This window comes from Rhodococcus sp. W8901, from assembly GCF_013348805.1.
In the GTDB taxonomy this organism is placed as follows: domain Bacteria; phylum Actinomycetota; class Actinomycetes; order Mycobacteriales; family Mycobacteriaceae; genus Prescottella.
The window spans coordinates 3,966,693-3,990,664 of sequence record NZ_CP054690.1 but is presented as its reverse complement, the minus strand read 5'-3'; the positions used below and the strand labels follow the sequence as shown (position 1 = coordinate 3,990,664).

At 68.0% G+C, this 23,972-nt stretch carries 24 protein-coding genes, 1 tRNA gene, 1 other RNA gene and 1 pseudogene; 20 read left to right on the top strand and 7 right to left on the bottom strand.

Annotated features, from left to right (window positions below):
- The first annotated feature begins 216 nt into the window (after nucleotides 1-216).
- The 6 genes from prfB (at nucleotide 217) to smpB (ending at nucleotide 4,994) form a co-directional block, all read left to right on the top strand.
- Nucleotides 217-1,320, top strand: coding sequence for a peptide chain release factor 2 (gene prfB / locus HUN07_RS18685; protein ID WP_174911805.1), 1,104 nt, complete (start codon nucleotides 217-219; stop codon nucleotides 1,318-1,320).
- A gap of 5 nt (nucleotides 1,321-1,325) precedes the next feature.
- Nucleotides 1,326-2,228, top strand: a complete 903-nt coding sequence (locus HUN07_RS18680; protein ID WP_114722581.1) for a mechanosensitive ion channel family protein — start codon at nucleotides 1,326-1,328, stop codon at nucleotides 2,226-2,228.
- A complete protein-coding gene (locus tag HUN07_RS18675; RefSeq protein WP_114722580.1) occupies nucleotides 2,225-2,713 on the top strand; it encodes a hypothetical protein in 489 nt (162 codons plus the stop codon). The genes HUN07_RS18680 and HUN07_RS18675 overlap by 4 nt, the downstream gene beginning before the upstream one ends.
- 65 nt (nucleotides 2,714-2,778) lie before the next feature.
- Complete coding sequence (gene ftsE / locus HUN07_RS18670; protein WP_114722579.1) at nucleotides 2,779-3,468, top strand: cell division ATP-binding protein FtsE; 690 nt, start codon at nucleotides 2,779-2,781, stop codon at nucleotides 3,466-3,468.
- 63 nt (nucleotides 3,469-3,531) lie between these two features.
- Complete coding sequence (gene ftsX / locus HUN07_RS18665) at nucleotides 3,532-4,437, top strand: permease-like cell division protein FtsX (protein ID WP_114722578.1); 906 nt, start codon at nucleotides 3,532-3,534, stop codon at nucleotides 4,435-4,437.
- 83 nt (nucleotides 4,438-4,520) lie between these two features.
- Complete coding sequence (gene smpB, locus HUN07_RS18660; protein WP_114722577.1) at nucleotides 4,521-4,994, top strand: SsrA-binding protein SmpB; 474 nt, start codon at nucleotides 4,521-4,523, stop codon at nucleotides 4,992-4,994.
- 74 nt (nucleotides 4,995-5,068) lie between these two features.
- On the opposite strand, the gene HUN07_RS18655 is transcribed toward smpB, so the two are convergent.
- Both HUN07_RS18655 and HUN07_RS18650 read right to left on the bottom strand, forming a co-directional pair.
- Entirely contained in the window at nucleotides 5,069-7,084 is a 2,016-nt protein-coding gene (locus HUN07_RS18655) for a peptidase (RefSeq protein ID WP_254622594.1), read from the bottom strand.
- Nucleotides 7,085-7,286: 202 nt separating this feature from the next.
- A complete protein-coding gene (locus HUN07_RS18650) occupies nucleotides 7,287-8,495 on the bottom strand; it encodes a lipase family protein (protein ID WP_174911799.1) in 1,209 nt (402 codons plus the stop codon).
- 226 nt (nucleotides 8,496-8,721) lie between these two features.
- Here HUN07_RS18650 and ssrA point away from each other — a divergent pair.
- Nucleotides 8,722-9,093, top strand: a transfer-messenger RNA (tmRNA) gene (gene ssrA, locus HUN07_RS18645).
- A gap of 63 nt (nucleotides 9,094-9,156) precedes the next feature.
- Here ssrA and HUN07_RS18640 read toward each other — a convergent pair.
- Nucleotides 9,157-9,651, bottom strand: a complete 495-nt coding sequence (locus HUN07_RS18640; RefSeq protein ID WP_174911796.1) for a DUF5994 family protein — start codon at nucleotides 9,649-9,651, stop codon at nucleotides 9,157-9,159.
- Nucleotides 9,652-9,821: 170 nt separating this feature from the next.
- Between HUN07_RS18640 and HUN07_RS18635 the strand changes: the two genes are divergently transcribed.
- From HUN07_RS18635 to HUN07_RS18595, 9 genes and pseudogenes are all read left to right on the top strand, one after another.
- Nucleotides 9,822-11,144, top strand: a complete 1,323-nt coding sequence (locus HUN07_RS18635) for an NAD(P)/FAD-dependent oxidoreductase (protein WP_174911793.1) — start codon at nucleotides 9,822-9,824, stop codon at nucleotides 11,142-11,144.
- Nucleotides 11,135-11,893: a DUF1365 domain-containing protein gene (locus HUN07_RS18630; RefSeq protein ID WP_217487148.1), complete on the top strand. Its 759-nt coding sequence runs from the start codon at nucleotides 11,135-11,137 to the stop codon at nucleotides 11,891-11,893. The genes HUN07_RS18635 and HUN07_RS18630 overlap by 10 nt, the downstream gene beginning before the upstream one ends.
- On the top strand, nucleotides 11,893-13,191 hold the full coding sequence (locus tag HUN07_RS18625; protein ID WP_174911788.1) for an SAM-dependent methyltransferase: 1,299 nt from the start codon (nucleotides 11,893-11,895) through the stop codon (nucleotides 13,189-13,191). The genes HUN07_RS18630 and HUN07_RS18625 overlap by 1 nt, the downstream gene beginning before the upstream one ends.
- A 103-nt stretch (nucleotides 13,192-13,294) precedes the next feature.
- On the top strand, nucleotides 13,295-14,086 hold the full coding sequence (locus HUN07_RS18620) for a DUF1295 domain-containing protein (RefSeq protein WP_174911785.1): 792 nt from the start codon (nucleotides 13,295-13,297) through the stop codon (nucleotides 14,084-14,086).
- Nucleotides 14,087-14,130: 44 nt separating this feature from the next.
- A complete protein-coding gene (locus tag HUN07_RS27525) occupies nucleotides 14,131-14,652 on the top strand; it encodes a cupin domain-containing protein (RefSeq protein WP_368077024.1) in 522 nt (173 codons plus the stop codon).
- Nucleotides 14,653-14,675: 23 nt separating this feature from the next.
- Nucleotides 14,676-15,038 carry a fluoride efflux transporter FluC gene (locus HUN07_RS18610; RefSeq protein ID WP_114722571.1) on the top strand — a complete coding sequence of 121 codons (363 nt, stop codon included), beginning with the start codon at nucleotides 14,676-14,678 and terminating at the stop codon, nucleotides 15,036-15,038.
- A complete protein-coding gene (gene crcB, locus HUN07_RS18605) occupies nucleotides 15,035-15,379 on the top strand; it encodes a fluoride efflux transporter CrcB (RefSeq protein ID WP_174914859.1) in 345 nt (114 codons plus the stop codon). Before HUN07_RS18610 ends, crcB begins: the two co-directional genes overlap by 4 nt.
- An 81-nt stretch (nucleotides 15,380-15,460) precedes the next feature.
- Complete coding sequence (gene pgm, locus HUN07_RS18600; RefSeq protein WP_174911782.1) at nucleotides 15,461-17,098, top strand: phosphoglucomutase (alpha-D-glucose-1,6-bisphosphate-dependent); 1,638 nt, start codon at nucleotides 15,461-15,463, stop codon at nucleotides 17,096-17,098.
- Nucleotides 17,099-17,133: 35 nt separating this feature from the next.
- A pseudogene (locus tag HUN07_RS18595) lies at nucleotides 17,134-18,333 on the top strand (MFS transporter); the annotation flags it as partial.
- 39 nt (nucleotides 18,334-18,372) lie between these two features.
- Here HUN07_RS18595 and HUN07_RS27105 read toward each other — a convergent pair.
- Nucleotides 18,373-19,128: a VIT1/CCC1 transporter family protein gene (locus HUN07_RS27105; RefSeq protein WP_254622592.1), complete on the bottom strand. Its 756-nt coding sequence runs from the start codon at nucleotides 19,126-19,128 to the stop codon at nucleotides 18,373-18,375.
- Between the two features lie 73 nt (nucleotides 19,129-19,201).
- Here HUN07_RS27105 and HUN07_RS18590 point away from each other — a divergent pair, with 73 nt between their 5' ends.
- The 3 genes from HUN07_RS18590 (at nucleotide 19,202) to HUN07_RS18580 (ending at nucleotide 20,745) form a co-directional block, all read left to right on the top strand.
- Nucleotides 19,202-19,690, top strand: a complete 489-nt coding sequence (locus tag HUN07_RS18590; protein ID WP_114722617.1) for a MauE/DoxX family redox-associated membrane protein — start codon at nucleotides 19,202-19,204, stop codon at nucleotides 19,688-19,690.
- Nucleotides 19,691-19,777: 87 nt separating this feature from the next.
- The gene (locus tag HUN07_RS18585) at nucleotides 19,778-20,527 is read left to right on the top strand and encodes a DsbA family protein (RefSeq protein ID WP_114722567.1); all 750 of its coding nucleotides are present in this window, start codon (nucleotides 19,778-19,780) and stop codon (nucleotides 20,525-20,527) included.
- Between the two features lie 145 nt (nucleotides 20,528-20,672).
- Nucleotides 20,673-20,745 (top strand) — tRNA-Ala (locus tag HUN07_RS18580).
- 76 nt (nucleotides 20,746-20,821) lie between these two features.
- Here HUN07_RS18580 and HUN07_RS18575 read toward each other — a convergent pair.
- The 3 genes from HUN07_RS18575 to HUN07_RS18565 form a co-directional block, all read right to left on the bottom strand.
- Nucleotides 20,822-21,301, bottom strand: a complete 480-nt coding sequence (locus HUN07_RS18575) for a GNAT family N-acetyltransferase (RefSeq protein ID WP_174911777.1) — start codon at nucleotides 21,299-21,301, stop codon at nucleotides 20,822-20,824.
- A 69-nt stretch (nucleotides 21,302-21,370) separates the two neighbouring features.
- Nucleotides 21,371-21,667: an antibiotic biosynthesis monooxygenase family protein gene (locus tag HUN07_RS18570; protein WP_114722616.1), complete on the bottom strand. Its 297-nt coding sequence runs from the start codon at nucleotides 21,665-21,667 to the stop codon at nucleotides 21,371-21,373.
- A gap of 276 nt (nucleotides 21,668-21,943) precedes the next feature.
- Nucleotides 21,944-22,660: a (2Fe-2S)-binding protein gene (locus HUN07_RS18565; RefSeq protein WP_174911774.1), complete on the bottom strand. Its 717-nt coding sequence runs from the start codon at nucleotides 22,658-22,660 to the stop codon at nucleotides 21,944-21,946.
- Nucleotides 22,661-22,842: 182 nt separating this feature from the next.
- Between HUN07_RS18565 and HUN07_RS18560 the strand changes: the two genes are divergently transcribed.
- Nucleotides 22,843-23,913 carry a CobW family GTP-binding protein gene (locus tag HUN07_RS18560; protein ID WP_174911771.1) on the top strand — a complete coding sequence of 357 codons (1,071 nt, stop codon included), beginning with the start codon at nucleotides 22,843-22,845 and terminating at the stop codon, nucleotides 23,911-23,913.
- Nucleotides 23,914-23,972 lie beyond the last annotated feature (59 nt).

The following is a 23,972-nucleotide window of genomic DNA, read 5'->3' as shown; positions in this document are numbered from 1 at the left end:
CAGATTGCCGCAATAGAGTGGGTGAAGTAGACAATTGTCTTAAGGATTGTCACTCGAATTCGCCTTCAGGCGGCCCTGGGGTGAGCTCGAGGTGAACCCGGGGCGGGTTCGGGGGACCGCTGCTCGGCGGATCCGCGGCGCGAGGGTCGCCATCGCGGCCGGTGTGACTGCGGTCGCAGCGATGCCACCGTGATGGACCCGGTAGCCTGGATAACTGTGCATCCTGACGTTTCCGCTGACCTCAACGAGCTCGACGCCACTCTGACCACGGTCGAGAAGGTTCTCGACGTCGAGGAGCTGCGCCGCCGCATCGACGAACTCGAACACCAGGCGTCCGATCCGGAGCTGTGGAACGACCAGGAACACGCGCAGAAGGTGACAAGCCAGCTGTCGCACGCCCAGGCGGAGCTGCGCCGCGTGGAGGAACTGCGCTCGCGCCTCGACGACATGGCCGTGCTGTACGAGCTCGCCGAGGAGGAGGGCCCCGACGCGGTCGCCGACGTCCACGTCGAGCGGGCGACCCTGCGCGCCGACATCGAGGCGATGGAAGTCAAGACCATGCTCTCGGGCGAGTACGACCAGCGTGACGCGCTCGTCAACATCCGCGCCGGCGCCGGCGGCGTCGACGCCGCGGACTGGGCCGAGATGCTCATGCGCATGTACATCCGCTGGGCCGAGAAGCGTGGCTACGGCGTCGAGGTCTACGACACCTCCTACGCCGAAGAGGCCGGCATCAAGAGCGCCACCTTCGCGGTGAAGGCGCCCTACAGCTACGGCACCCTGTCGATCGAGATGGGCACGCACCGTCTCGTCCGTATCAGCCCGTTCGACAACCAGGGCCGCCGCCAGACCTCGTTCGCCGAGGTCGAGGTGTTGCCCGTCGTCGAGACCACCGACCACATCGACATCGACGAGAACGACGTCCGCGTCGACGTGTACCGCTCGTCCGGACCGGGTGGCCAGTCGGTCAACACCACGGACTCGGCGGTGCGCCTGACACACGTCCCTACCGGCATCGTCGTCACGTGTCAGAACGAGAAGTCGCAGCTGCAGAACAAGATGTCCGCGATGCGGGTGCTGCAGGCCAAGCTGCTCGAGCGCAAGCGCCAGGAGGAGCGCGCCGAGATGGACGCGCTCAAGGGCGACGGCGGCAGCTCGTGGGGCAACCAGATGCGCTCGTACGTGCTGCACCCGTACCAGATGGTCAAGGACCTGCGCACCGAGTACGAGGTCAACAACCCGTCGGCAGTGCTCGACGGTGAAATCGACGGATTCATCGAGGCCGGCATCCGCTGGCGGATGAGCGAAACCCAAGCCTAGGACGTATGCAGACCACAACCCTCGCACTGACCTTCACCCCATACGTCCAACTGCGTGCATGGCTCGAAGTCACCGGACTTCCCATTGCGCTGACGGTTCTGGGTGCGCTGATCGTCGCCCGTTTCGTGAACTGGGCCGGCGGTCGGATCACTCAGCAGATCGACGACAACTACCAGCAGGGCGACGCCCTGGTCCGTTCCGAGGCCACCAAGCACCGGCACTCGGTGGCGCAGGTCATCACGTGGGTGGTCATCACGATGATCTACGTGATCGCGACGGTTAAGGTGCTCGGTCTGCTCGGCCTGCCCATCGGCAGCCTCGTGGCTCCGGCGACGGTGCTCGGTGCCGCACTCGGCTTCGGCGCGCAGCGTGTGGTCCAGGACATCCTCGCCGGGTTCTTCATCATCACCGAGCGTCAGTACGGTTTCGGTGACACGGTGCAGATCGCCATCACCGGGTCGTCCACGGACGCAGAGGGTGTGATCGAGGACGTCACCCTGCGGGTGACCCGGATGCGCAACGCCGACGGCGAAGTCATCACCGTTCCCAACGGGCAGATCGTCAAGGCGGTCAACCTCTCGAAGGACTGGGCGCGCGCGGTGGTGGACGTGCCGATCCCCGCGACCGCCGACATCAACCACGTCAACGACATCCTGCACCGCGTCGGTGTCGACGCGTACGAGGACAAGGGCCTGCGCCCGCTGCTGCTCGACACCCCGTCGGTGATGGGAGTCGAGAGCCTCGCGGTGGATCAGGTGAGCATCCGGATGGTGGCCCGCACACTGCCCGGCAAGCAGTTCCAGGTCGGCCGGGCGCTGCGGGTGCGCGTCGTGACGGCGCTGCGACGCGCCGGTATCACCGTCGCGGCCGAACTCGAGAACGACGCGGTGGGAGGTGGCGACGAATGAGCCCGCAGGAGAAGGTGTCGCTGCTGTGGAAGCGGATTCCGCGCAAGCTGTTCGGCGGCCGCATGCGCACCACGACCGTGGCCATGTGCGTGCTCTGGCTGGGTCTGGCGATGCTCAACGCCCAGGTCAATCAGGAGACCGACGCCTCGACGCACGGCACGCAGCCGGCCGTCAGTACCGGGGATCCGGCCTTGCCTGCGGATGAGCGGCAGAGCGAGAGTCCGTCGACGCCGCCGCAAAGCTCCACTCAGCCGTCGTCGTCGGAGAGCGCCACGCCGTCGTCGTCGCCCGCGTCGGAGACGAGCCGCAGTGGGCAGCAGTCGAGCACGCCGACCACGACGCCGGGCGCCGGCAGTGGCACGACCACGTCGGGGACGTCGCAGCAGACGACGACCACGCCTCCACCTGCTCCGCAGCTGTCGCAGGAACCCGAGTCGGGCCCGTCCGACGAGGTGACGACCACGGCGCCGACGCCGCAGGGCTGACACGCGCGGATCGGTGCGCGTCGTTACCCAAGGTCACTGTTCGATAACGGCTAGACTGACTTCCCGTGATCAGCGTCAAGGATGTCTCCAAGTTCTACAAGGCCTCCACCAGGCCCGCCCTGGACAAGGTGAACGTCGAGATCGACAAGGGCGAGTTCGTGTTCCTGATCGGGCCGTCGGGCTCGGGCAAGAGCACGTTCATGCAGCTCCTCCTCAAGGAGGAGACCCCCAGCTCGGGGGACATCTACGTCGCCGACTTCCACGTCAACAAGCTGTCGGGTCGACGGGTGCCGAAGCTGCGGCAGAGCGTCGGCTACGTCTTCCAGGACTTCCGGCTGCTGCAGAACAAGACGGTGTCGCAGAACGTCGCGTTCGCGCTCGAGGTGATCGGCAAGTCGCGCTCGATGATCGAGCGCACCGTCCCCGAGGTCCTCGACCTGGTCGGACTGTCCGGCAAGGCCGATCGCCTGCCGAACGAGCTGTCCGGCGGTGAGCAGCAGCGCGTCGCGATCGCCCGCGCGTTCGTGAACCGTCCACTGGTCCTGCTCGCCGACGAGCCCACCGGCAACCTCGACCCCGACACCAGCGCCGACATCATGCTGCTGCTCGAGCGGATCAATCGCACCGGCACCACCGTGCTCATGGCCACGCACGACCACCACATCGTCGACTCGATGCGCCGCCGCGTCGTCGAGCTCGATCTCGGCAAGGTGGTGCGCGACGAAGCGAGAGGCGTGTACGCCGTCGGCCGCTAGGCCCGCGACGGCACCCGCCCACCGATCCTCTCGAACAGACGACTCAAGGACTGCGATTCCCCGATGCGTGCCAGTTTCATTTTCAGCGAGGTCCTGACCGGCCTGCGCCGCAACCTCACGATGACCGTCGCGATGATCCTGACCACCGCGATCTCGCTCGGACTGTTCGGCGGCGGTCTGCTGGTCGTGCAGATGGCCGACAAGACCCAGCAGATCTTCCTGGACCGCGTCGAGGTGCAGCTGTTCCTCACCGACGACATCTCCGCGTCCGACCCGGATTGTGCGGCGGACATCTGCCGCGGCATCCGCAGCGATCTCGAGAACACCGATTCGGTGGTCTCGGTGCAGTACCTCAACCGCGACGACGCCGTCGCCGACGCCACCGACCGGGTGTTCAAGGACAACCCGGAACTGGCGTCCCTGGTGAGCCCGGAGAGCTTCCCGGCCTCGTTCAAGGTCAAGCTCAGCGATGCGGAGCGCTTCGGTGTCATCAACGACGAGTTCGCGGCGCGTCCCGGCATCGAGAGCATCCTCAATCAGCGGGAGCTGGTCGACCGCCTGTTCAGCGTCCTCGGCGGTGTCCGCAACGCGGCGTTCGCGATCGCCGTCGTGCAGGCCATTGCCGCGATCTTCCTGATCGCCAACATGGTTCAGGTCGCCGCGCTGACCCGCCGCACAGAGGTCGGCATCATGCGTCTGGTCGGCGCCACCCGCTGGTACACGCAGCTGCCGTTCCTGCTCGAGGCCGTGGTCGCCTCGCTGATCGGTTCGGTCCTGGCGATCGCCGGGCTGTTCACCGCGAAGAACATGTTCATCGACGACGTCCTCGGCGACATCTACGACGCCAATATCGTGGCCCGGATCTCCAACAGTGACGTGTTGCTGGTGTCGCCGTTCGTGGTGATCGTCGGCGCCGGCATGGCCGCGATCACCGCGTACATCGCACTGCGCCTGTACGTCCGGGAGTAGTGCGGCGTTATCGGCTTGCGCAAGCTCCTATGCTGGAGCTGTACGAAGAGTGACGGCGGAACGAGGACTGTGAGGGCCCGCACGTGAAAGAGAAGGGCCGCAAGGTCATCGCGACCAACCGCAAGGCGCGACACAACTACACCATCATCGACACCTACGAGGCCGGCGTCGCACTGCTGGGTACCGAGGTGAAGAGCTTGCGCGAGGGCAAGGCCTCCCTGGTGGACGCCTTCGCCACCGTCGACGACGGCGAGGTGTGGCTGCGCGCACTGCACATCCCGGAGTACACGCAGGGCACGTGGACCAACCACTCGCCCCGGCGCACCCGCAAGCTGCTGCTGCACAAGCGCGAGATCGAGCATCTGGTGGGCAAGACCCGCGAGGGCAACCAGACGCTGGTGCCGCTGTCGATGTACTTCTCCGACGGCAAGGTCAAGGTCGAGCTGGCGCTCGCGAAGGGCAAGCAGGACTACGACAAGCGTCAGGATCTGGCGCGCCGCACCGCCGAACGCGAGGTGACGCGCGAGCTCGGGCGCCGCGTCAAGGGCATGCGCTGACCGAGTTCCCGGTGAACTGACGACGGTGGCCGCCTCCCGAACGGGAGGCGGCCACCGTTGCTTCTATGTCTGCCCTACTTCGCGACGCGCTCCCACATCTGCAGGTACGCCTCGGCGCCGCGGGACATGTCGTCCATGAACTGCGCACCGTCGTCGCCGGCATACACGCGCATGTCCTCGATCCAGTCGGGGATCATGCCGTACTGCGCCAGACCGTCGGTGTTGAAGTCGAACACGCGGGTGCCGGCTCGCTGCTGATCCATCACCGTGCCGCCGTCGAACGTGGTGTAGGGGTACTCGACCCCGCGCGTGCCGTCCTTGTGCGGCGCCGGCTGCGAACCGAAGCCGTTGGTGTCGGCACCGTAGCCGTAGCCGAAGTAGTAGTCGTCGTCGCGTCCCTGCCGCGCCTCTCGCCACTCCTTGACGAAGTTCTCCGACGGCCCCGCGTACGACGCCACGAACCCGCCGAGCTTGTAGATCCGCGGGTAGTTCGACGCGTCGGTCCACCCGTGGCTCGACACCACGCCGGAATACTTCGCCTCTTCGAGGATCCGCAGTGCCGAGTCGGCGGTCTTGACGCCCATGTGGTCGATGTCCACGATCATGCCGCGCTGCATCATCGCGCGGATCGCGTGCTCGCCGAGCGGACTCAGATCCCGCGCGTTGCAGACGTCACCCTCCGGGTACACGGGCAGCGTGACCCCCGGCGGCAGTGACTTCGCCGCCTCCACGACGTCGTCGCCGACGTTGCCGATCGGGTTGTCGGTCGCGACTCCGGTGCACTGCTCGGCCTTCCAGAACTCGCCGGTGCCCAGGAAGTTGCCGATGTTGACCGCGGTGCCGGTCAGTCCCTCGTCGAAGCGCACTCCGCCGAACGCGTTGTCGAACTTGTGGGTCAGGATCACCTGCCGCACGCCAATCGCGTACAGCTCGTCGAGGCCGGCGTCGATGTCCTGCTCGGTGCACTGCGGGACGCCGCCCGACAACCCGCAGCCGAACGGCTCGGAGATCTCCATCCCGAGTGTGACGGCGAGCTTGCCCGACGCCGCCACCTCGCGGGCCTGCTGCGGGGAGCTGACGATCCGGAACCAACCACGGCCCGGTCCGCCGTACTGCGCGTCGACGTAGTCCTGGATCTCGTGGGCCTGTCGGGCCTCGATCCGGACCGTCTCCATTTCGTCGCACGGGTTGCTGCGCAGCGGATACAGCTCACACAGCACGCGATTCGAGACGAGCAGGTTCGTGAAGATCCGCAGCCCGCCGCGCCACGCGCGCTCCACCCAGCGGTAGTACGTCTGCTCGTGGGTCATCGAGTCGTACGACGGGACGTCGGCGAAGCTCGGCCACATCGTCGTGTCGTGCGACTCGAACGGGTTGCCGTGGGAGAGCACGTTCTCGAGCAGCGCGGGCAGCCCGTCCGGCTTGTGGTCCTCGCAATCCTGCAGCGCGACGGTGACGCCCAGCGGGGAGTACGGCTCGCCGCAGCGGATGCTGCCGCCGATGAATTCGTTGGCGTTCATGTGGACGTGCGCGTCGATGAACCCCCGTACCTCGCCGTCCGCTGTCGCTCCGACGGGCACCCCGCTGGCGTTCACCTCCGCCTCGGGGAAGTCGGCGCAGCCGTCGGCGGCCGCGAGACGGAAGCGTCCCGCCTCGGGGTCGGCGCCGGGATCGGTGATGGTCAGGCGACCGTCGGACCGGCCCACGCTCAACTGCTTGCCGGTGGTGACGGCCGTGGCGGTGTAGGCGCCGTCGGTGAACGTCAGTGCCCAGTCGGCGGCCGGAGTGGCCTGCGGCGACGCGAAGACCCGACCGGACTCGCCGGCGAGCATCGCGGTGTCGGCGCCGAAGAACAGGAACCGGCCCAGCTGCGCGGCCTGCATCCGGAAGCGGGACGCGGAGTCGACGTCGGCGCCGGTGCGGAAGCCGTCGCCGTCCCGCGTGACGAATCCGGGGGACACGTCGGAGGTGAGCGTGTAGCAGCCGCCCGCGAGTCCGTAGACGGGATCGGTGGGCGGTCCGGGTTCGGTCGGGTTCGGCGACAACGGGACCGACACCGCTGCCGCGGCGCCGGCGACGGTGAGGGCCACGGCAGCAGCGAGAAGCGGTAATGCCCTCCGTCGAACGAATCTGAGAGTTTTCATCGGCGGAGGTCCCCTCACGAGCGCAGGCGTCAGCTATCTGGCGAGCAGGCTAGGGGAACCTGAACGACCGTCCAGGTGTTTCGGCGAACGAATCTCGAGGGATGGACATATACGATTCGCGACCTGGCGTAAACGGTTCTGCCGGGGGTCAACAGTTGCTCGGAGCGGGCAGGCCGGCGAAGCGATCCTTCAGATACATGAAGGCTTCGGGCAGGCCGACGACGGCGTTCGTCATGTGTTCGGCGATGGGGTAGGCGTGGAACTCGAGCGTCGCACCGGCCTTGCAGTACCGGTCGGCGGTCGCGGCCACGGACCGGAACGGCGTGAGCTCGTCGGACGCGCCGTGCCACATGAACACCGGCGCGGTCGGCACGCCCGGGAAGTCGACGAGACTGTTCTCACGCATCACCGCGCGCACGTCCTCGTCCTGGATCAGGCTCGTGGACTTCGCGACCTCGCTGACGCTGTGCAGCAGGCCCTTCGCGATGATCAGGGTGCGGCACTCGTCCTTGAGTTCGTCGCGCAGCGCGATCCCGGCGGGGCTGAGCTGGGAGCCGAGCGGGAGACGATCCGGGTACTCCCGCTCGAGACCCACCGCCGCGGCGAAGCCGAGACCGAAGCCGGGGTGCCGGTCGGCCAGGCCCAGCCCCACGGCCATCTCCTCGATGCTCGCCGGAACGCCGCCCTGTGCGACGCCCGCAAGTTTCACGTCCGGGGCGTATGTGGGGTTGAGGGCTGCGGCCCAGGCCGTGGCCATGCCGCCGCCGGAGTATCCGGCGAGGGCGACCGGGCTGCCGCCCAGGCGCAGCTCGGGCAGGTGCTTGACGGCGCGAACCCCGTCGAGCGTGATCATGCCGCCGAGCTTGGCCGCGCCGTACGCACTGTCGGGGCCCAGGTGATCGGGAATCGCGAGCGCCCACCCCATTGCGAGCGCCAGGGGAATTCCGAACGCGTCCTTGATCTCGCCGGTGAACAGGGCCGCAGACGGCGCGCATCGCAACCCCAGGGAGTTGACGATCGCCTGATACGACAGGACCGGCATGTCGGCGGGTGCGCCCACCGGCTTGATCACCGTCGTCACCGCCGGGATGGGTCGACCGGCCGAGTTGGTCGACCGGTACTTGATCTGCCACACCTCGGTGCCGGGCAGGATCCACGTGTCCGCGCGCCGGCTCTCGAGGACGTCGCCCGGCGCCTTCGACGCAATGTCGGGTGGGGCGGCGTAGAAGGGGTCGCTGTACGGGGTGGGGTAGGCGGGCTCCGCGCCTGCCGAGGCCGGTGACGCGAGGGTGCCCACCACCACGGCCGCGATCGCGAGCGTGGCAGCGGACATCAATCGACGTGCGAACGAACTCATACCCTGTTTCCCCCGTACGAGTAGCGAGTGGCGAACGTCACTCGACCGGCCGTCTCGGGGCACGACATTAACGGAACGAGGCGACCCGGAACGGGGAAATGCGCAGATGGGGTGATCTGTCGTGGGGGTGCCGGGGAGCGGTTCGAACCGGTCGGCGATAATTGGGATGATTCGCGCGTCCGCGCGGGTTAAAGTAAGTAGCCCCGCGAGAGACGCGGGGACGTACGGGGCTGAACGGTTTCGACTGCGTACGTTGAGTCAGGGGAAGCGTGTCGGTGCAGGCAAGAGACCACCGTAAGCGTCGCTGCAAACCAATAAGCGCCGATTCCAATCAGCGCGACTACGCCCTCGCTGCCTAAGTAGCGACTGCGTGTCTGTCAGACCGGGTGTGCCCTCGCCCCGGACCCTGGCATCAGCTAGAGGGCTCTACCGTTCCACTCGGTCGCGGAGTGGGGCGGGACATCCAACAGCGACTGGGATCGTCATCACGGCTTGTTCGCGAGACCGGGAGATCCAAGTAGAGACATAGCGAACTGCACACGGAGAAGCCCTGGCAAAGCGGCGGAGGACCCGGGTTCGATTCCCGGCAGCTCCACCAAACGGGCCCGGTCAGAAGGTAATCGCCTTCCGACCGGGCCTTTTTGCTGTCTCGGCGGTGGGGTCAAGCGGGGGGCCGTCCGTGTTCCTCCGGGACTGCCGCGGACGCGTTTACCGGCGGCCGGGCCCAGGACGGATCGACGACCCGGCGCATGAGCTGATACCCGTAGTGGGTGTCGAGTCCGGGACGCACGACGACGAGGTCGAGGTGGCGGCCGCCTCGCCCGTAGACGCGCAGAACGTTGCCCGGCTGGCCCGTCTCGGGGCCGGTGATCTCGACGCCGTCGTCGATGTCGATTCGCCGCTGCATCATGCTGACGGAGTTCCAGCCGAACCGGATGCTCGCGACGGCGCCGAGACTCGGGGTGAGTTTGGTGATCAGGTCGTGCAGTTCGACCGTGAGGTTCCGAGTGCGCGGCCACCAGACCCCGTCGACGTCGCGCGGTCCGCCCGTCCGCAGAAGCAGTCGCGGGGTTCGGGTCGGTGTCGGGAACGGCTGTCCGTCCCCGGGGGAAGCCGCGGTACGTTTCAGGTCCGAGTGGGTAGAAGTGTGCGTCACCTGACGCTCCTGGTGTGGCCGCGAATCGGCCGCTAATTTCCAATCGCGGCCCGTGTGAGCAGAACGCTCGACGTGAAGTGCTGCGCGATACCTCAACGCTACACGCTGGGCTGTGGACCGGATCGTGGTCGATTTCGTTCTGGACCAATCGCGGCGCCTGTCGCCTCCGAATGCCTCGTGACAGCAGGACAGCGGCGGAGGGACGGGTGGTCGTGACAGGTAGCGGCGAGAGACGGCGGATTGCGGTGGTCGGTGCAGGTGTGGCCGGGCTGACCGCGTCCTGGGTGATGGCGAAGGACGCGGACGTCACGCTCTACGAGGCGGACGGACGCCTCGGTGGCCACGCGGACACTCATCGGGTGCGTACACCGGTGGGTGACGGTCTGGCGGTGGACACCGGTTTCATCGTCCACAACGACCGCACCTACCCGACCCTGCTTCGCCTGTTCGCCGAACTCGATGTGCCGACGCAGGACTCGGACATGAGCATGTCGGTGCGCTGCGACGGCTGCGGGCTCGAGTACTCGGGCGGCCAGGGCCTGCGCGGGCTGGCGCCCACCGTGTCGACTCTGCTGCGCGGGGAGTACGTGCGGATGCTGCTCGAGGTCAAGCGCTTCCACCGCCGGGCATCCGCCCTGCTGGAGGACGGGGACGCCGACGAGATCACGCTCGGTGACTTCCTCGCGACCGGAGGCTTCGCTCCCTACTTCGTCGCGCACTTCATGACGCCGCTCGTGTCGGCAGTGTGGTCGTGCGACCCGCAGACCGCGCTGCAGTATCCGGCCCGCTACCTGTTCACGTTCCTCGACCACCACGGAATGCTCGGTGTCGGAGGTTCGCCCACCTGGCGGACCGTGCGCGGTGGCAGCGCCGAATACGTGCGCCGCATCGCCGACCACATCGACGACGTGCGGGTCTCGACGCCCGTGCGGGCCGTACACCGGCACGCGGATCATGTCGAGATCCGCGACGACGCAGACCGGCTGCGCCGGTTCGACGCGGTGGTGGTCGCCACCCACCCGCTGCAGGCGCTGAAGATGCTCGCGGCGCCCACTCCGCTGCAGCACGAGGTGCTGGGCGCGATGCCGTATTCGGTCAACCACACCCAGTTGCACACCGACCAATCGGTGTTGCCGCGCAGGTCGCGGGCCCGCGCGTCGTGGAACTACCGGATCCCCTTCTGCGCCGCGCGGCCCGAGCAGGTGCTGGTGAGCTACGACATGACGCGGCTGCAGCAACTGCCCGACACCGGCGAGCGCTACCTGGTGACGTTGGGCGGCAAGGACGTCGTCGATCCGGACCTGGTGCTCGACACCATGGTCTACGAGCACCCGCAGTACACGCCGGCCTCGCTCGCCGCGCAGCGCCGGCTGCCCGAGCTGAGCGACCACGTCGTGGCGTTCGCCGGCGCCTACCACGGCTGGGGCTTTCACGAGGACGGCGCGCTGTCCGGACTGCGCGCCGCGGAGAGTGTCGGAGGGCGATGGACATGACCACACAGTCGATTCCCGAGACGCCGGCGATCTACCGGACCGTGATCAGTCACGTACGAACCGCCCCGCTGCACAACGTCTTCCGCTATCGCAGCTACAGCTGGCTGGTCGACGTCGACAACCTGCCGCGCCTTCCGCACCTTCCGAGGCTGCTGGCGCCGCTCGCCGGATTCGCGTCCTCCGACCACCTCGGCGATCTGTCGCGGACCCTGCGGCAGAACGTCGATGCCTTCCTCGCCGCGCACGGGATCGACCTGGACGGCGGAAAGGTGCTGCTGCTCAGCAACGCTCGAGTGTTCGGATACGTGTTCAATCCGCTCAGCGTGTTCTGGTGCCACGACGCGGACGGCCGACCGGTCTGCGTGATCGCCGAGGTGCACAACACCTACGGTGAGCGGCACTGCTACCTGCTGCGGCCGGACAGCGCGGGGGCCGCGCGTGCCACCAAGGAGTTCTACGTCTCGCCGTTCAACGACGTCGACGGTGAGTACCGGATGACCCTGCCGGTCCCGGGCGCCGCGCTACGGCTGGTCATCTCCCTCGAGCGTGAGGGGCAGTCGCCGTTCGTCGCGACCGTGATCGGCGAACGGCGGGACGCGACGACGCGCGAGGTCCTCCGGGCGGCGCTCGAGGTGCCGCTGGCCCCGTTGCGGGTGGCCGCGCAGATCCGTTGGCAGGGAATCCGCTTGTGGGCGAGGGGGCTGCCGATACGCCCTCGGCCCGTGCATCAGCGACAGGAGGCAGTGTGATGACCGCGACCACGATCGGGGCCACGACCCGGAGTTCGATCTCGCCCGACTCGACCACGGGCCGCTGCAGTTGGGGAGATCTGCACCGGGTGCCGAGCGGGCCGCGAGCGCAGGCCGCCGGCCGGATCGCCGACGGGTTGTTCCGGCACGCCGTCTCGCGACTGCCTGTCCGGGTCGAGTTCCCCGACGGCCGCGTCCTGGGCGATCCCGCCGCGCCGGATGCGCCGGTCATGCTCGTGCACCGGCCGCGTGACTTCACGGCGCGGGTGGGCCGGAGTGGATTGATCGGCTTCGGCGAGGCGTACATGGCCGGTGACTGGTCGGCACCCGACCTCACCGCGGTGCTCGAGGTGTTCGCGGCCCGCGCCGCGACGCTGATCCCGGGCCCATTGCAGCGCCTGCGGGGCATGGTGATTCCGAAGCCGCCGGGCAGCGAGAAGAACACCACCCGCAACACCCGCTCGAACATCTCGCGCCACTACGACCTGTCGAACGAGTTGTTCGGATTGTTCCTCGACGACACGCTGACCTATTCCAGTGCGCTGTTCGGACGCGACGAGACCGTCCCGTCGTGGGACGACCTGGTCTCGGCCCAGCACCGCAAGATCGACCACCTGCTCGACGGTGCGGGTGTGCGCGAGGGCAGCCGGGTGCTCGAGATCGGCACGGGCTGGGGCGAACTCGCGATCCGGGCGGCCGCCCGCGGCGCGACCGTTCGATCGGTGACGTTGTCCACCGAGCAGCAGGACCTGGCGTGCAAGCGGATCGCCGAGGCCGGATACGCCGACCGGGTACAGGTGGATCTGCTGGACTACCGGCGGGTCGACGGCCGGTACGACGCGGTGGTGTCGGTGGAGATGATCGAGGCCGTGGGACACCAGTTCTGGGGCACCTACTTCCGCACCCTCGATCGGGTGCTGGCGCCCGGTGGACGAGTCGCGATCCAGGCGATCACGATGCCGCACGACCGGATGCTCGCCACCCGCAACACCTACACCTGGGTGCACAAGTACATCTTCCCCGGCGGATTCCTGCCATCCGTCCGGGCGATCGAGGAGATCACCGAACATCAGACGAACCTGCGCGTGCGGCAACGGTTGTCGATGGGCGACCACTACGCGCGGACGCTGCGGCTGTGGGACGAGCGGTTCGCCGAGAACGCGGACGACGTCGCCGCGCTCGGATTCGACGACGTCTTCCGCCGGATGTGGCACTTCTACCTCTGCTACTCGGAGGCCGGGTTCCGCTCGGGCTACCTCGACGTGCAGCAGATCGTCCTCGACCGGAGGGATGCGTGATGACGACGACCGGGCCGGGGGAGACCGTCGGACTTGTCGAGGCCGCGGGCCTCGAGGTGGGGAACGTGCGGACGGAATGGGCGGCGCGATGAATGGTCTCGAGATGAACGGTTTCGATTGGGGCGGTTTCGCGCTCGTCACCATCACGAGTGTGATCGCGATCGTCATCCTCATGGTGGTCACCGCCGCCTTCGGGTTCCGGCGGGCCCGGCACAATGTGGTCGACGTGTCCTGGGGTGTCGGCTTCGTCCTCGTTGCGCTGGTTGCGGCGGCATTCGGCGACGGCGACGAGTGGCGACGCTGGCTGCTCGCCGGCCTCGTTGCGGTGTGGGGACTGCGGCTCGCGATACACATGGAGCGGCGCTCGCGCGGGCACGGAGAGGACCCGCGCTACGAAAAGCTCCTCGACGACGCCGGCGGGAACCGGACGCTCACCGCGATCCGCAAGATCTACATCACGCAGGGCATCGCGCTCTGGTTCGTCTCTCTGCCCGTTCAGGTCGCCGCCGTCACGCGCGGGCCCTTCGGGGTGCTGACCGTACTGGGCGTGATCGTGTGGACGGTCGGGGTCGTGTTCGAATCCGTCGGGGACGCACAGATGTCGGCGTTCAAGGCGGACCCGGCGAATCGCGGCACGATCATGGACCGCGGCCTGTGGGGCTGGACTCGTCATCCGAACTACTTCGGCGACGCGTGCGTGTGGTGGGGGATCTTCCTCGTCGCCGCGCAGACGTGGCCCGGCGTTCTCACGATCCTCTCGCCGCTGGCGATGACGTACTTCCTCGTCTTCGCCACGGGTGCGCGCCTGCTCGAGCAGCACATGGCCGAGCGGCCCGGGTACCGCGACTACCAGCATCGCACCAGCTATTTCGTGCCGTTGCCGCCGCGTGGATGATCGGGTAGCGCGCGCTGCATGATGATCGTGTCGAGGGACGTCTCGTGTTCGAACCCCACGTCGAGAAGCCGTCCGGCAACCTCGAACTCGCGGCTGCGGTGCAGGTGGTACGAGCCGGAGCCGGGCGCGCCGGTCTCCGACGTCAGCACCGCGATCACCTCGCGGATGCCGAGGCGGGCGCATTCGGCGAGCGTCCGGTCGAGCAGCGCACCGCCGAGCCGTCGACCGGTGGCCCACGGCGCCAGATAGATCGATTCCTCGACGCAGTACCGGTACCCCGACCGCGTCTTCCAGGGTGCGACGCGGGGCACTTCCCGGCGTACGCCCCCAACTCGCACGAGTTCGTGCACGTCCTCGACGGCCGGCGCACGGTCGGCGTCGGCGACAGCGGATGGGTGCTCGCCGCCGGGGACACGCTGTACTTCGAGGCGGACGCCCCGCACCGGTTCGTCAATGACGGACAATCGCCGTGCCGATACTTCGTGGCGGCGATGATCATGAGGGCGCGGACGCCGGGTTCGCGCGGTCGGTCCCGCGCGGGCCGGACCGACTCACAGGCGCGGTGACCGCAAGGGAAGGACGGCGGGCGATGACCGAGGCGCGGACGCTGGCCGTGGTCGCGGCAGGTGGGGCGATCGGTGCGAGTGTGCGCTACCTGCTGGCCCAGCAGTTCCCCGGTATCTGGACCATCGTCGTGGTCAACGTCGTCGGTTCGCTGCTCCTCGGAGTGCTCGCGGCGATGGTCGGACCGGACCGGTTGTGGCGGCTGTTCCTCGGGGTCGGGGTGCTGGGCGGATTCACGACGTTCTCGACGTTCGCGGTCGATGTCGTGCAGAACCCGGGCGTCGCGGTGCTGTACCTCCTCGCGACGTTGGTGCCGGCGCTGTTCGCCGCGCGTCTCGGCATGGGGATAGGCGAGGTGTGGCACACGCGTCGGGGGTCGGTGTCGTGACGGTGTTGTGGGTCGCGCTCGGTGGGGGCGTCGGCGCGGGTGTGCGGTATCTCGCCGGACGACACCTGCACTCGTACGGCAGCTTCCCGGTGCCCACGTTCGTCGTGAACGTCGTCGGCTGTCTGATCCTCGGTCTGCTCGCGGGCGCGACGCTGCCGGCGGCGGTGTTCGCAGTGCTCGGCACCGGTTTCTGTGGGGGCCTCACCACATACTCGACGTTCGCGAACGAGGCTGTCGGTCTGACCCGGGTGCGGCGGTCCGTGACGTCTGCGGTGTATGTCGCGGCCAGTCTCGCCGTCGGTATCGGATTCGCGTGGGCGGGGTTTCGGATCACCTCGTGAACCGGCCGGTAGCCTCCGGTCCTGGCACGATGGAGCCGAAGCGTTCCACAGCGTTTCATCGGGTCGAAGTCGGAGGGGTAGATGGTGCACGAACGAGCGGGACAGGTGGCGTTGCCGGAGGATCTGGAGGATCTGGCGCATCTGGTGTCCGCCTATTACACGCGCACCCCCGACCCGGCGGATCCGCTGCAACAGGTGGTGTTCGGGACGTCCGGACACCGAGGCTCGAGCCTCGACTCGGCGTTCAACGAGGCCCACATCCTCGCGACGACGCAGGCCATCGTCGAATACCGCGCCGCGCAGGGCATCACCGGTCCGCTGTTCCTCGGTCGCGACACGCACGCGCTGTCGGAGCCGGCCTGGGCGACAGCGCTCGAGGTTCTGGTCGCCAACGATGTTGCGGTGGTGATCGATTCACGAGACGGCTACACCCCGACGCCAGCGGTCAGCCACGCGATCCTGCGGCACAACGCGTCCGGTCCGGCCGCCCGGGCCGACGGCATCGTCGTCACACCGTCGCACAACCCGCCGCGCGACGGCGGCTTCAAGTACAACCCGCCGCACGGCGGCCCCGCGGACAGCGATGCGACCACCGTGATCGCGGACCGCGCCAACGACCTGTTGCGCTCGGGACTGTCCGCCGTCGCGCGTGTCCCGCTCGCGCGGGCGCTCGAGACGGCCGGGCGCTACGACTTCCTCGCCGCCTACGTCGACGACCTGCCCACCGTGCTCGACCTCGACGCGATCCGGGCGTCGGGCCTGCGGATCGGGGCCGACCCGCTCGGCGGCGCATCGGTCGACTACTGGGGCGCCATCGCCGAATGGCACCGGCTCGACCTGACTGTGGTCAATCCCCTGGTGGACGCGACGTGGCGGTTCATGACCCTCGACGGTGACGGCAAGATCCGGATGGACTGCTCGTCGCCGTACGCGATGGCGTCGCTGATCGCTGCCCGGGACCGGTTCGACCTCGCCACCGGTAACGACGCCGACGCGGACCGGCACGGCATCGTCACCCCCGACGGCGGGCTGATGAACCCCAACCACTACCTCGCGGTCGCCATCGACTACCTCTACACGTACCGCGCGGGATGGTCGCCGACCACGAAGGTCGGCAAGACCCTCGTCAGTTCCTCGATGATCGACCGGGTGGCCGGCGGGCTGGGCCGACCCGTCGTCGAGGTGCCGGTCGGATTCAAGTGGTTCGTTCCGGGACTGCTGGACGGTTCGCTCGGTTTCGGCGGTGAGGAGAGCGCCGGGGCGTCGTTCCTGCGCCACGACGGCACCGTGTGGACCACCGACAAGGACGGCATCCTGCTGGCGCTGCTCGGGGCCGAGATCACCGCGGTCACCGGGCAGAGCCCGTCGGCGCGGTACCGGGAACTGACCCGGCAGTTCGGCGATCCCGCGTACGCGCGGATCGACGCGCCCGCGACCCGCGACCAGAAGGCGGTGCTGTCGAAGCTGTCGCCGGAACAGGTCACCGCGACCGACCTGGCCGGTGAACCGGTCACGGCCACGCTCACGTCGGCGCCCGGGAACGGTGCGGCGATCGGCGGGCTCAAGGTCACCACCGAGAACGCCTGGTTCGCGGCGCGGCCGTCCGGCACCGAGGACGTCTACAAGATCTACGCCGAATCGTTCCGTGGCCCCGACCATCTCGCGCAGGTGCAGGCCGCGGCGCAGGACGTGGTCTCCCGGGCACTGGGACTGGGCTGAACCACCGTTCGAGTGCGCCGATAGATTGATCGGCAATGAGAAAATTGACGTCTACCTCGACGAGCGCTGAGGCGAAACTTCCCAAGGAGATCTGGGTACTCGTCGTGTCGGCGTTCATCGTCGCCGTCGGGTTCGGCATCGTGGCGCCCGCGTTGCCGCAGTTCGCCCGCAGCTTCGACGTCGGCGTCACCGCCGCCAGTGCCGTGATCAGCGCGTTCGCGCTGATGCGGCTGATCTTCGCGCCGATGAGCGGCACCCTGGTGCAGAAGCTGGGGGAGCGGCCCACCTATCTGGCAGGGTTGATCATCACCGCGGTCTCGACGGGGGCGTGCGCGTTCGCGCAGGACTACTGGCAGCTGCTGGTGTTCCGGGGTCTCGGCGGCATCGGGTCCACGATGTTCACCGTGTCGGCACTGGGCCTGCTGATCCGCATGTCGCCACCCGGTGGCCGCGGGCGGGTGTCCGGTGTGTACTCGGCGGCGTTCCTGATCGGCACGATCACGGGACCGCTGTTCGGTGGCGCACTCGTGCGGTTCGGTCTGCGCGTCCCGTTCGTCATCTACGCGGTCGCCCTGCTCGTTGCCGCGACCGTCGTGTTCTTCGCGCTCCGCAAGTCGCACCTGGCCGCGCCGGAGGTCCACGGGGCGATGCCGATCATGACGATCCGAGAGGGACTCCAGTCGTCGATGTTCCGGGCGTCACTCGGCGCGAACCTGGTCACCGGCTGGGTGATCTTCGGTGTCCGGATCTCGCTGGTGCCGTTGTTCGTCGTCGAGATGCTCGACGGCGACGGCACCACGGCCGCGATCGCCCTCACCGTGTTCGCGCTCGGCAACGCCGCCGTCCTGATGCAGGCGGGGCGGATGACCGACCGCATCGGCCGCAAGCCGTTCATGCTCGTCGGACTGGCTATCTGCGGAGTGTCCACGATCGCGATGGGGGCCAGCGACAACATCGTCGTATTCCTGATCGCGACCGCGGTGTGCGGCATCGGGTCGGGTGTGATGGGACCGGCGCAGCAGGCCGCGGTCGCCGACGTCGTCGGGTCCAAGCGGCGCGGTGGCCCGGTCCTGGCCCTGTTCCAGATGATGAACGACGTGGGCGCGTTCGCCGGCCCGCTCGTCGCCGGGATCGTGGCGCAGGCCTGGTCCTACGGCGCGGCCTGGGCCGTGAGTGGGACCATCATGCTGTTGCCGATGGTGTTGTGGTTCCTGGTGCCCAAGGGGCGGGTGCCGGACGACACCGACACCGACGGGGAGGCGTCGGATGCAGCGTCAGCCGGGCACACCGATTCCGATGAGCGCGCCGACCACGTAGGTGGCACCGACCGCGATCGCACCGAACACCAGCTGCCGGAGTGCGCCACGGATCCTGGACTGGGCGGTGAAGTGCGCCGCGAGCGCGCCCGCGAGCAGTAGACCGAAGCCGCCCACCGCGAGCCCCGCGACCAGCGATTCGAACCCCAGCAGGTAGGGGATCAGCGGGATGATCGCGCCGATCGAGAACATCACGAACGACGAGCCGGCCGCCACGAGCGGTGACGGCTTCTCCAGCGGGTTGACGCCCAGCTCGTGGGTGATGTGGATGTTGACGGCACGCTCGGTGTCGGCGTGCACCTCCGCGGCCGCGGCCGTCGCCGTCTGCTCGCTCATGCCCATTGTGGTGAAGGTCTCGACCAGCTCGGCCTCCTCCGCCTCGGGATGCCTGCGCAATGCCCGGCGTTCGACCCGCACCTCGGCGTCGATCTGCTCGTTGGACGTCGACACCGACGTGTACTCGCCGAGCGCCATCGAGAATGCGCCGGCCACCAGACCTGCGACACCGCTGAGGATCACCGTGTGTGCTTCCACGCCCGCGCCGCCGACGCCCGCGATCAGCGACGTGTTGGTCACCAGACCGTCCATTGCGCCGAACACCGCCGCGCGCAGCCAGCCGCCGGAGACGTCCGAATGCGTGTGGTCGAAGTCGTGCGGCCGGGCGGCCGGGGACGCCGTGTTCGACGTGTCGGGATCGGGGGCAGAGTCGTTCACACAGCCGAATCTAGCTGCGAAAACGCACATGATCTAGAAAGCCGAGGCATACCTGTTCGGTAGCGTGTGGGGCGTGTGGATACGCATTGTGAGCCTGTTGGCGCGCTTCGGTCTGGCGGCTGTGTGGCTGATCTCCGGATGGATCAAATTCATCGACCCCACCCAGACCGTCGTCGCGGTGCGCGCGTACCAGTTGCTGCCCGAGGATCTCGTCCGTCCCGTCGCGTACACGATGCCGATGTTCGAGATCGCGCTCGGACTGTTCCTGGTGATCGGCCTGGGTGTGCGACTGACCGCCATCGTGTCGGCGGCCGCGCTGCTCGTTCTGATCGGTGTCATCGTCTCCGTGTGGGCGCGCGGTCTGTCGATCGACTGCGGCTGCTTCGGCGGCGGTGGTGTCGCCGACGTCGACGGGTGGGACTACGCGCGGGAGGTCGCCCGCGACGTCGGCTTCCTGGCGCTGGCGGTGTGGCTGGTGGTGTTCCCGCGGAGCCCGCTGTCCCTCGGCCCGCGCTCCCGCGGACCGCTCTCAGTACCCGCTCAGGCAGCGGTGGCAGAGTAGTCGTCGAGCTGTGCCTGCCCACATGATGGAGCAGGCGCCGCAGTCAGTTCCCCGAACGGATCTCACACCTATGACGAAGGACGCGAAGTGAGTTCGAAGAAGCCGAAGTCGGCCAAGTACAACCCTCAACCGACCTCCAGCAAGGCCACGTACATCGTCGGCGGTCTCGCGATCGTCGTGATCGCGGCGCTGGTGATCGGCGGCATCCTGTTGACCAAGGACAACGACAAGCCGCGGAACGAGGGATACGGGGGGGTGCAGAACTCCGCCGTCCAGGTGACGATGGAGGACGCCGGCGTCGTGCGCCTCGGCCTGCCCGACGTCACGAACACGATCGACGTGTTCGAGGACCCGATGTGCCCGTTCTGCGCGCAGCTCGAGCAGAAGCACGGCCAGGAGGTGGCGCAGGCCGTCGACGACGGCAAGCTCGCGGTCCGCTACCACATCCTCAACTTCCTCAACCGGCTCTCGGCCAGCGGTGACTTCTCCACGCGCGCGGTCGCCGCGTCGCAGTGCGTCGCCCAGACCGGGGACGCCATCGCGTACTCCACGTTCCACGGCGAGCTGTTCTCGCCGGCCAACCAGCCCGCGGAGAACGGCAAGTCGGACCTCTCCAACGAGGACCTCGCGAAGCTCGCGAAGGACGCCGGCGCCAACGAGGCCGCCGTCAACTGCATCACCAGCGGTGAGCGGATGCAGCAGGCTGCCGCGGACGCCGAGACCGGCCGTCAGGCCCTCGCCGCGTCCGGCGCGACCGGCACCCCGGCCGTCGTCCACAACGGTGAAGTGATCGACGCGCTCGGCAACCCCGACTGGGTGTCGCAGGTGACGCAGTAGGACCCGGTGGTGGCCGACCCAGACCGGGTCGGCCACCACGGCCTGCTTTCCTCTGACCAGGCGATTTGTTGCCCGCGACGGCGATGGTGTAACTTTCTTTCAGCACGAGGGAGTCACTCCCGAAGCGCAGAGAACAACTCAACACGGGGCTATGGCGCAGCTGGTAGCGCACCACACTGGCAGTGTGGGGGTCAGGGGTTCGAGTCCCCTTAGCTCCACTCCGAAACTCCGGGTCACGATCATCACGATCGTGGCCCGGAGTTTTTACGTATCGCCGATCGGCGCGGACGGCCGTCAGCCGACGGTCTTGGCGAGGTGCACAAGATCGTAGCCGGACAGTGTCGGGGTGCGGTGCGTCTCGTGATAGCCGAACCGCGCGTACAGCCGCAGGTTCCCGCTGCTGAACTCGCCGGTGAACAACCGCATCTCGGTGACCGACTCCGGGAGATGCTGCTCGGTGAGGGACAGTAGCCTGCTGCCCAGGCCCCGCCCCTGCATGTCGGGTGCGACCACCAGCCGGCCGAGTTCGGCGGTCCGGCGGTCGGGTTGCCCGATGCGGACGCGCACCGCTGCCACCAGTCGCGACGAGTCGTCGCGCAGTCCGAGGGCGAGCACCGCGTCGTCCCGCAGCTCGCGCTGCAGCTCCTCCGACGTCTGCATCAACGGCGGAAGGTTCGGATCGTGGTGGGCCTGTGCCTCGGTGACGTAGGCGGCCCGCTGCAGGGTCAGCAGCTCGCCGGCGTCGACGTCACTCAGGATGGCAAGTGATTCCATGAGCGCTCATTCTGCAGGGTCGGGTGCCGTCCCCGGCGGTCCCTGCACGCCGCGCCAGTGGCGGGCGTGTCAGGCGTCGTCGACGGGCGCGTAGTGCTCGACGGTGGGGAACGGGTCGTAGAAGTGGTGCAGCAGCCGACGCCAGTCCTGGTACTCCGCCGATCCGCGGAACCCTTCGGTGTGGTCCTCGAGCGTGTCCCACTCCACCAGGAGGAGATAAGCGCCGGGGCGTTCGAGGCAGCGTGAGAGCGTGAGGCGCCGGAACCCCTTCATCGCCGAGATGATCGTTCTGGCCTGGCTGAACGCCGCTTCGAATGCGGCGGCCTGTCCCGGTCTCACCTGCAGTGGTGCATGCTCGAGGATCATCGACGGATCCTCGCACACGGTGCCGGGTGGTGACGCGGAGTAGTCTCACGCGCCACCACCCGACGGCCCGCCCAGGCAGGGGGGGAATTCTGGGCGGGCCCGTTGCTGCCCAGGGGGGGTCGGGCAACTTTTTGAACTGTAGTGCAATTTGTGGCCTGAAGCACGTCGGCTGGGTCGAATGACCATTTCTCGAGACGTCGGACTGGGCGTCAGCCGTGCGCAGGTGGACGTGCGACCGGCCGAACTCGATCGTGGCGTGGCCGGGTCCTGCGGTGGTCACACCGACTCGTCCCCCTGGTGGTGGACGGATTCGCTCGGACCGGTGAGCGCACAGTCGCCGCAGTATCCGGAGACCGGCGTGCGATAGAACAGGCAGCAGCTCCGACGTCGGTAGCCCGCGCCCTCACGGTCGACGGTGTCGGTCAGGCGGGGATCACGGAGGATCGTCTCGGTCACGGTGATGGCGTCGGTGCGGGTGTCGCCGTCGAGCACACGCGCCGCCCCGATCAGTGCGGACGCCGCATTGCCCCACAGCAGGCGCTCGGACATCGGCTCGGCGGACCGGATCGAGTCGACCATCGGTTCGAGGTGACGGTCGAGGACCATCGCCCGCACGAGATCCACCAGATCTGCGCCCTCCCAGCCGCGAGGCTCGCGCACGTGCAACCGGATCTGACCGTGGTCGTCGAGCCACAGCAACTCGGCCGGATCCAGGTCCAGCAGTCGTCGATCACGGACGGCCCCGCCCAGCACCAGCGACCACAACCGCGCCGCATACCCGAGGAACAGCGTCGACGCCGCGACGCGATACTCCGTCGAGCTGATGCGCGCTCCGACATGTCCGACGACCTCGGCGAGCGCGTCCGCTTCGTCGTACAGCCGACTCGCCGGACGCCAGTCGCCCAGGCCGGGATCGCCTGTGGTGGCGACGAAGTAGGGGTTGACGGTGGCCAGCGAGGCCAGGGTCCTGGAGACCTCGGAGGGCGACGACACGAGAAGCTCGGTCGCCGGGCGAGTGCGGATCAGGTGGGAGAGTGCGTCGATGTCGCCAACGATATGGCATTTGACCGGGGCATTGTTGTATGGGCTCTCGCGCGAGTGGAAACACACCGGCCCCAACCGAGTAGCATGGCCGGTCGGTGATGTAGGTGACTCGGGGCGCGGAGGATCGAGGAGTGGCGAAGAAACGTGGTCCGCGGTCGATCCCTGTCGTCGTCGTGGCCGGTTTCCTCGGGTCGGGAAAGACGACCCTGCTCAACCATCTGCTCCGCAACAACGGCGGCACCCGGATCGGCGTGATCGTCAACGACTTCGGCTCGGTCAACATCGACTCGATGATGGTTGCGGGGCAAGTCGATTCGATGATGGCGCTCAGCAACGGCTGTATGTGCTGCGCGGTGGACGTCAGCGACATGGACGCGATGCTGGACCGGCTGGCGCACCGGACGTCGGAGATCGACGTCATCGTCGTCGAGGCGAGTGGACTCGCGGAGCCGCGCAACATGATTCGGCTGGTACTCGGCAGTGAGAACCCGTACATCACGTACGGCGGTCTCGTCATGCTCGTCGACGGTGCCGAGTACCAGAACAGCCGGGCGCGGCATCCGGAACTGGACCAGCACATCGCGATCGCCGACCTGATCGTGCTGAACAAGACGGACCGCATCGGCGGGGAGGACCACGACACCCTTCTCGGCGACGTGTGCGGGATCAATCCGCGGGCGGCTGTGGTCTCCACCGTGCAGGGGCGCGTGGATCCCGGCCTGCTGTTCGACCGTGCCCCGCGGCCCGAACCCCGGCCGGGACAACAGTTGTCGTTCGACGATCTGCTCGCCGACGCAGCAGACGCCGCCGGTTGCGGGGAATGCGGCGGCGATCACGACACGCACATCCACACGCTCTACGACAGCGTCACGTTCGCGTCCGAATTGCCGATGCACCCGCGTCGGCTCATCCGCTTCCTGGAGAAGCAGCCCGCGGGCGTGTACCGGATCAAGGGGTACGTGTACTTCGGCGTGCGGGGTCATCAACAGAAGTACCTGCTGCAGGTGGTGGGTGACCACATCGCGTTCCATCCGCAGCGGTGGAACCCGGGCGAGCGCCGTCGGACCGAACTGGTCGTGATCGGCACCGACCTGGATCCAGACTCGGTGGACGCGATGCTGGACGCCTGCACCGAATCCGAGGCCGAGGGGCTCGACGCGGACACGATGATGGGCGTGCACCGCTACACCGTCGACGCCTGATCGGATACCCGCGAGCAGCTCTACCGGGAGGGCTTTCCGGGGACGGCTACCGTGGGGTG

Coding starts and splice junctions, on each gene's coding strand:
- HUN07_RS18680 (WP_114722581.1), top strand. CDS start 1,326: ATGCAGACCACAACCCTCGCACTGACCTTCACCCCATACGTCCAACTG.
- HUN07_RS18675 (WP_114722580.1), top strand. CDS start 2,225: ATGAGCCCGCAGGAGAAGGTGTCGCTGCTGTGGAAGCGGATTCCGCGC.
- ftsX (WP_114722578.1), top strand. CDS start 3,532: ATGCGTGCCAGTTTCATTTTCAGCGAGGTCCTGACCGGCCTGCGCCGC.
- HUN07_RS18650 (WP_174911799.1), bottom strand. CDS start 8,495: ATGAGTTCGTTCGCACGTCGATTGATGTCCGCTGCCACGCTCGCGATC.
- HUN07_RS18635 (WP_174911793.1), top strand. CDS start 9,822: ATGCCTCGTGACAGCAGGACAGCGGCGGAGGGACGGGTGGTCGTGACA.
- HUN07_RS18630 (WP_217487148.1), top strand. CDS start 11,135: ATGGACATGACCACACAGTCGATTCCCGAGACGCCGGCGATCTACCGG.
- HUN07_RS18625 (WP_174911788.1), top strand. CDS start 11,893: ATGACCGCGACCACGATCGGGGCCACGACCCGGAGTTCGATCTCGCCC.
- HUN07_RS18620 (WP_174911785.1), top strand. CDS start 13,295: ATGAACGGTTTCGATTGGGGCGGTTTCGCGCTCGTCACCATCACGAGT.
- HUN07_RS18610 (WP_114722571.1), top strand. CDS start 14,676: ATGACCGAGGCGCGGACGCTGGCCGTGGTCGCGGCAGGTGGGGCGATC.
- pgm (WP_174911782.1), top strand. CDS start 15,461: ATGGTGCACGAACGAGCGGGACAGGTGGCGTTGCCGGAGGATCTGGAG.
- HUN07_RS18575 (WP_174911777.1), bottom strand. CDS start 21,301: ATGGAATCACTTGCCATCCTGAGTGACGTCGACGCCGGCGAGCTGCTG.
- HUN07_RS18570 (WP_114722616.1), bottom strand. CDS start 21,667: ATGATCCTCGAGCATGCACCACTGCAGGTGAGACCGGGACAGGCCGCC.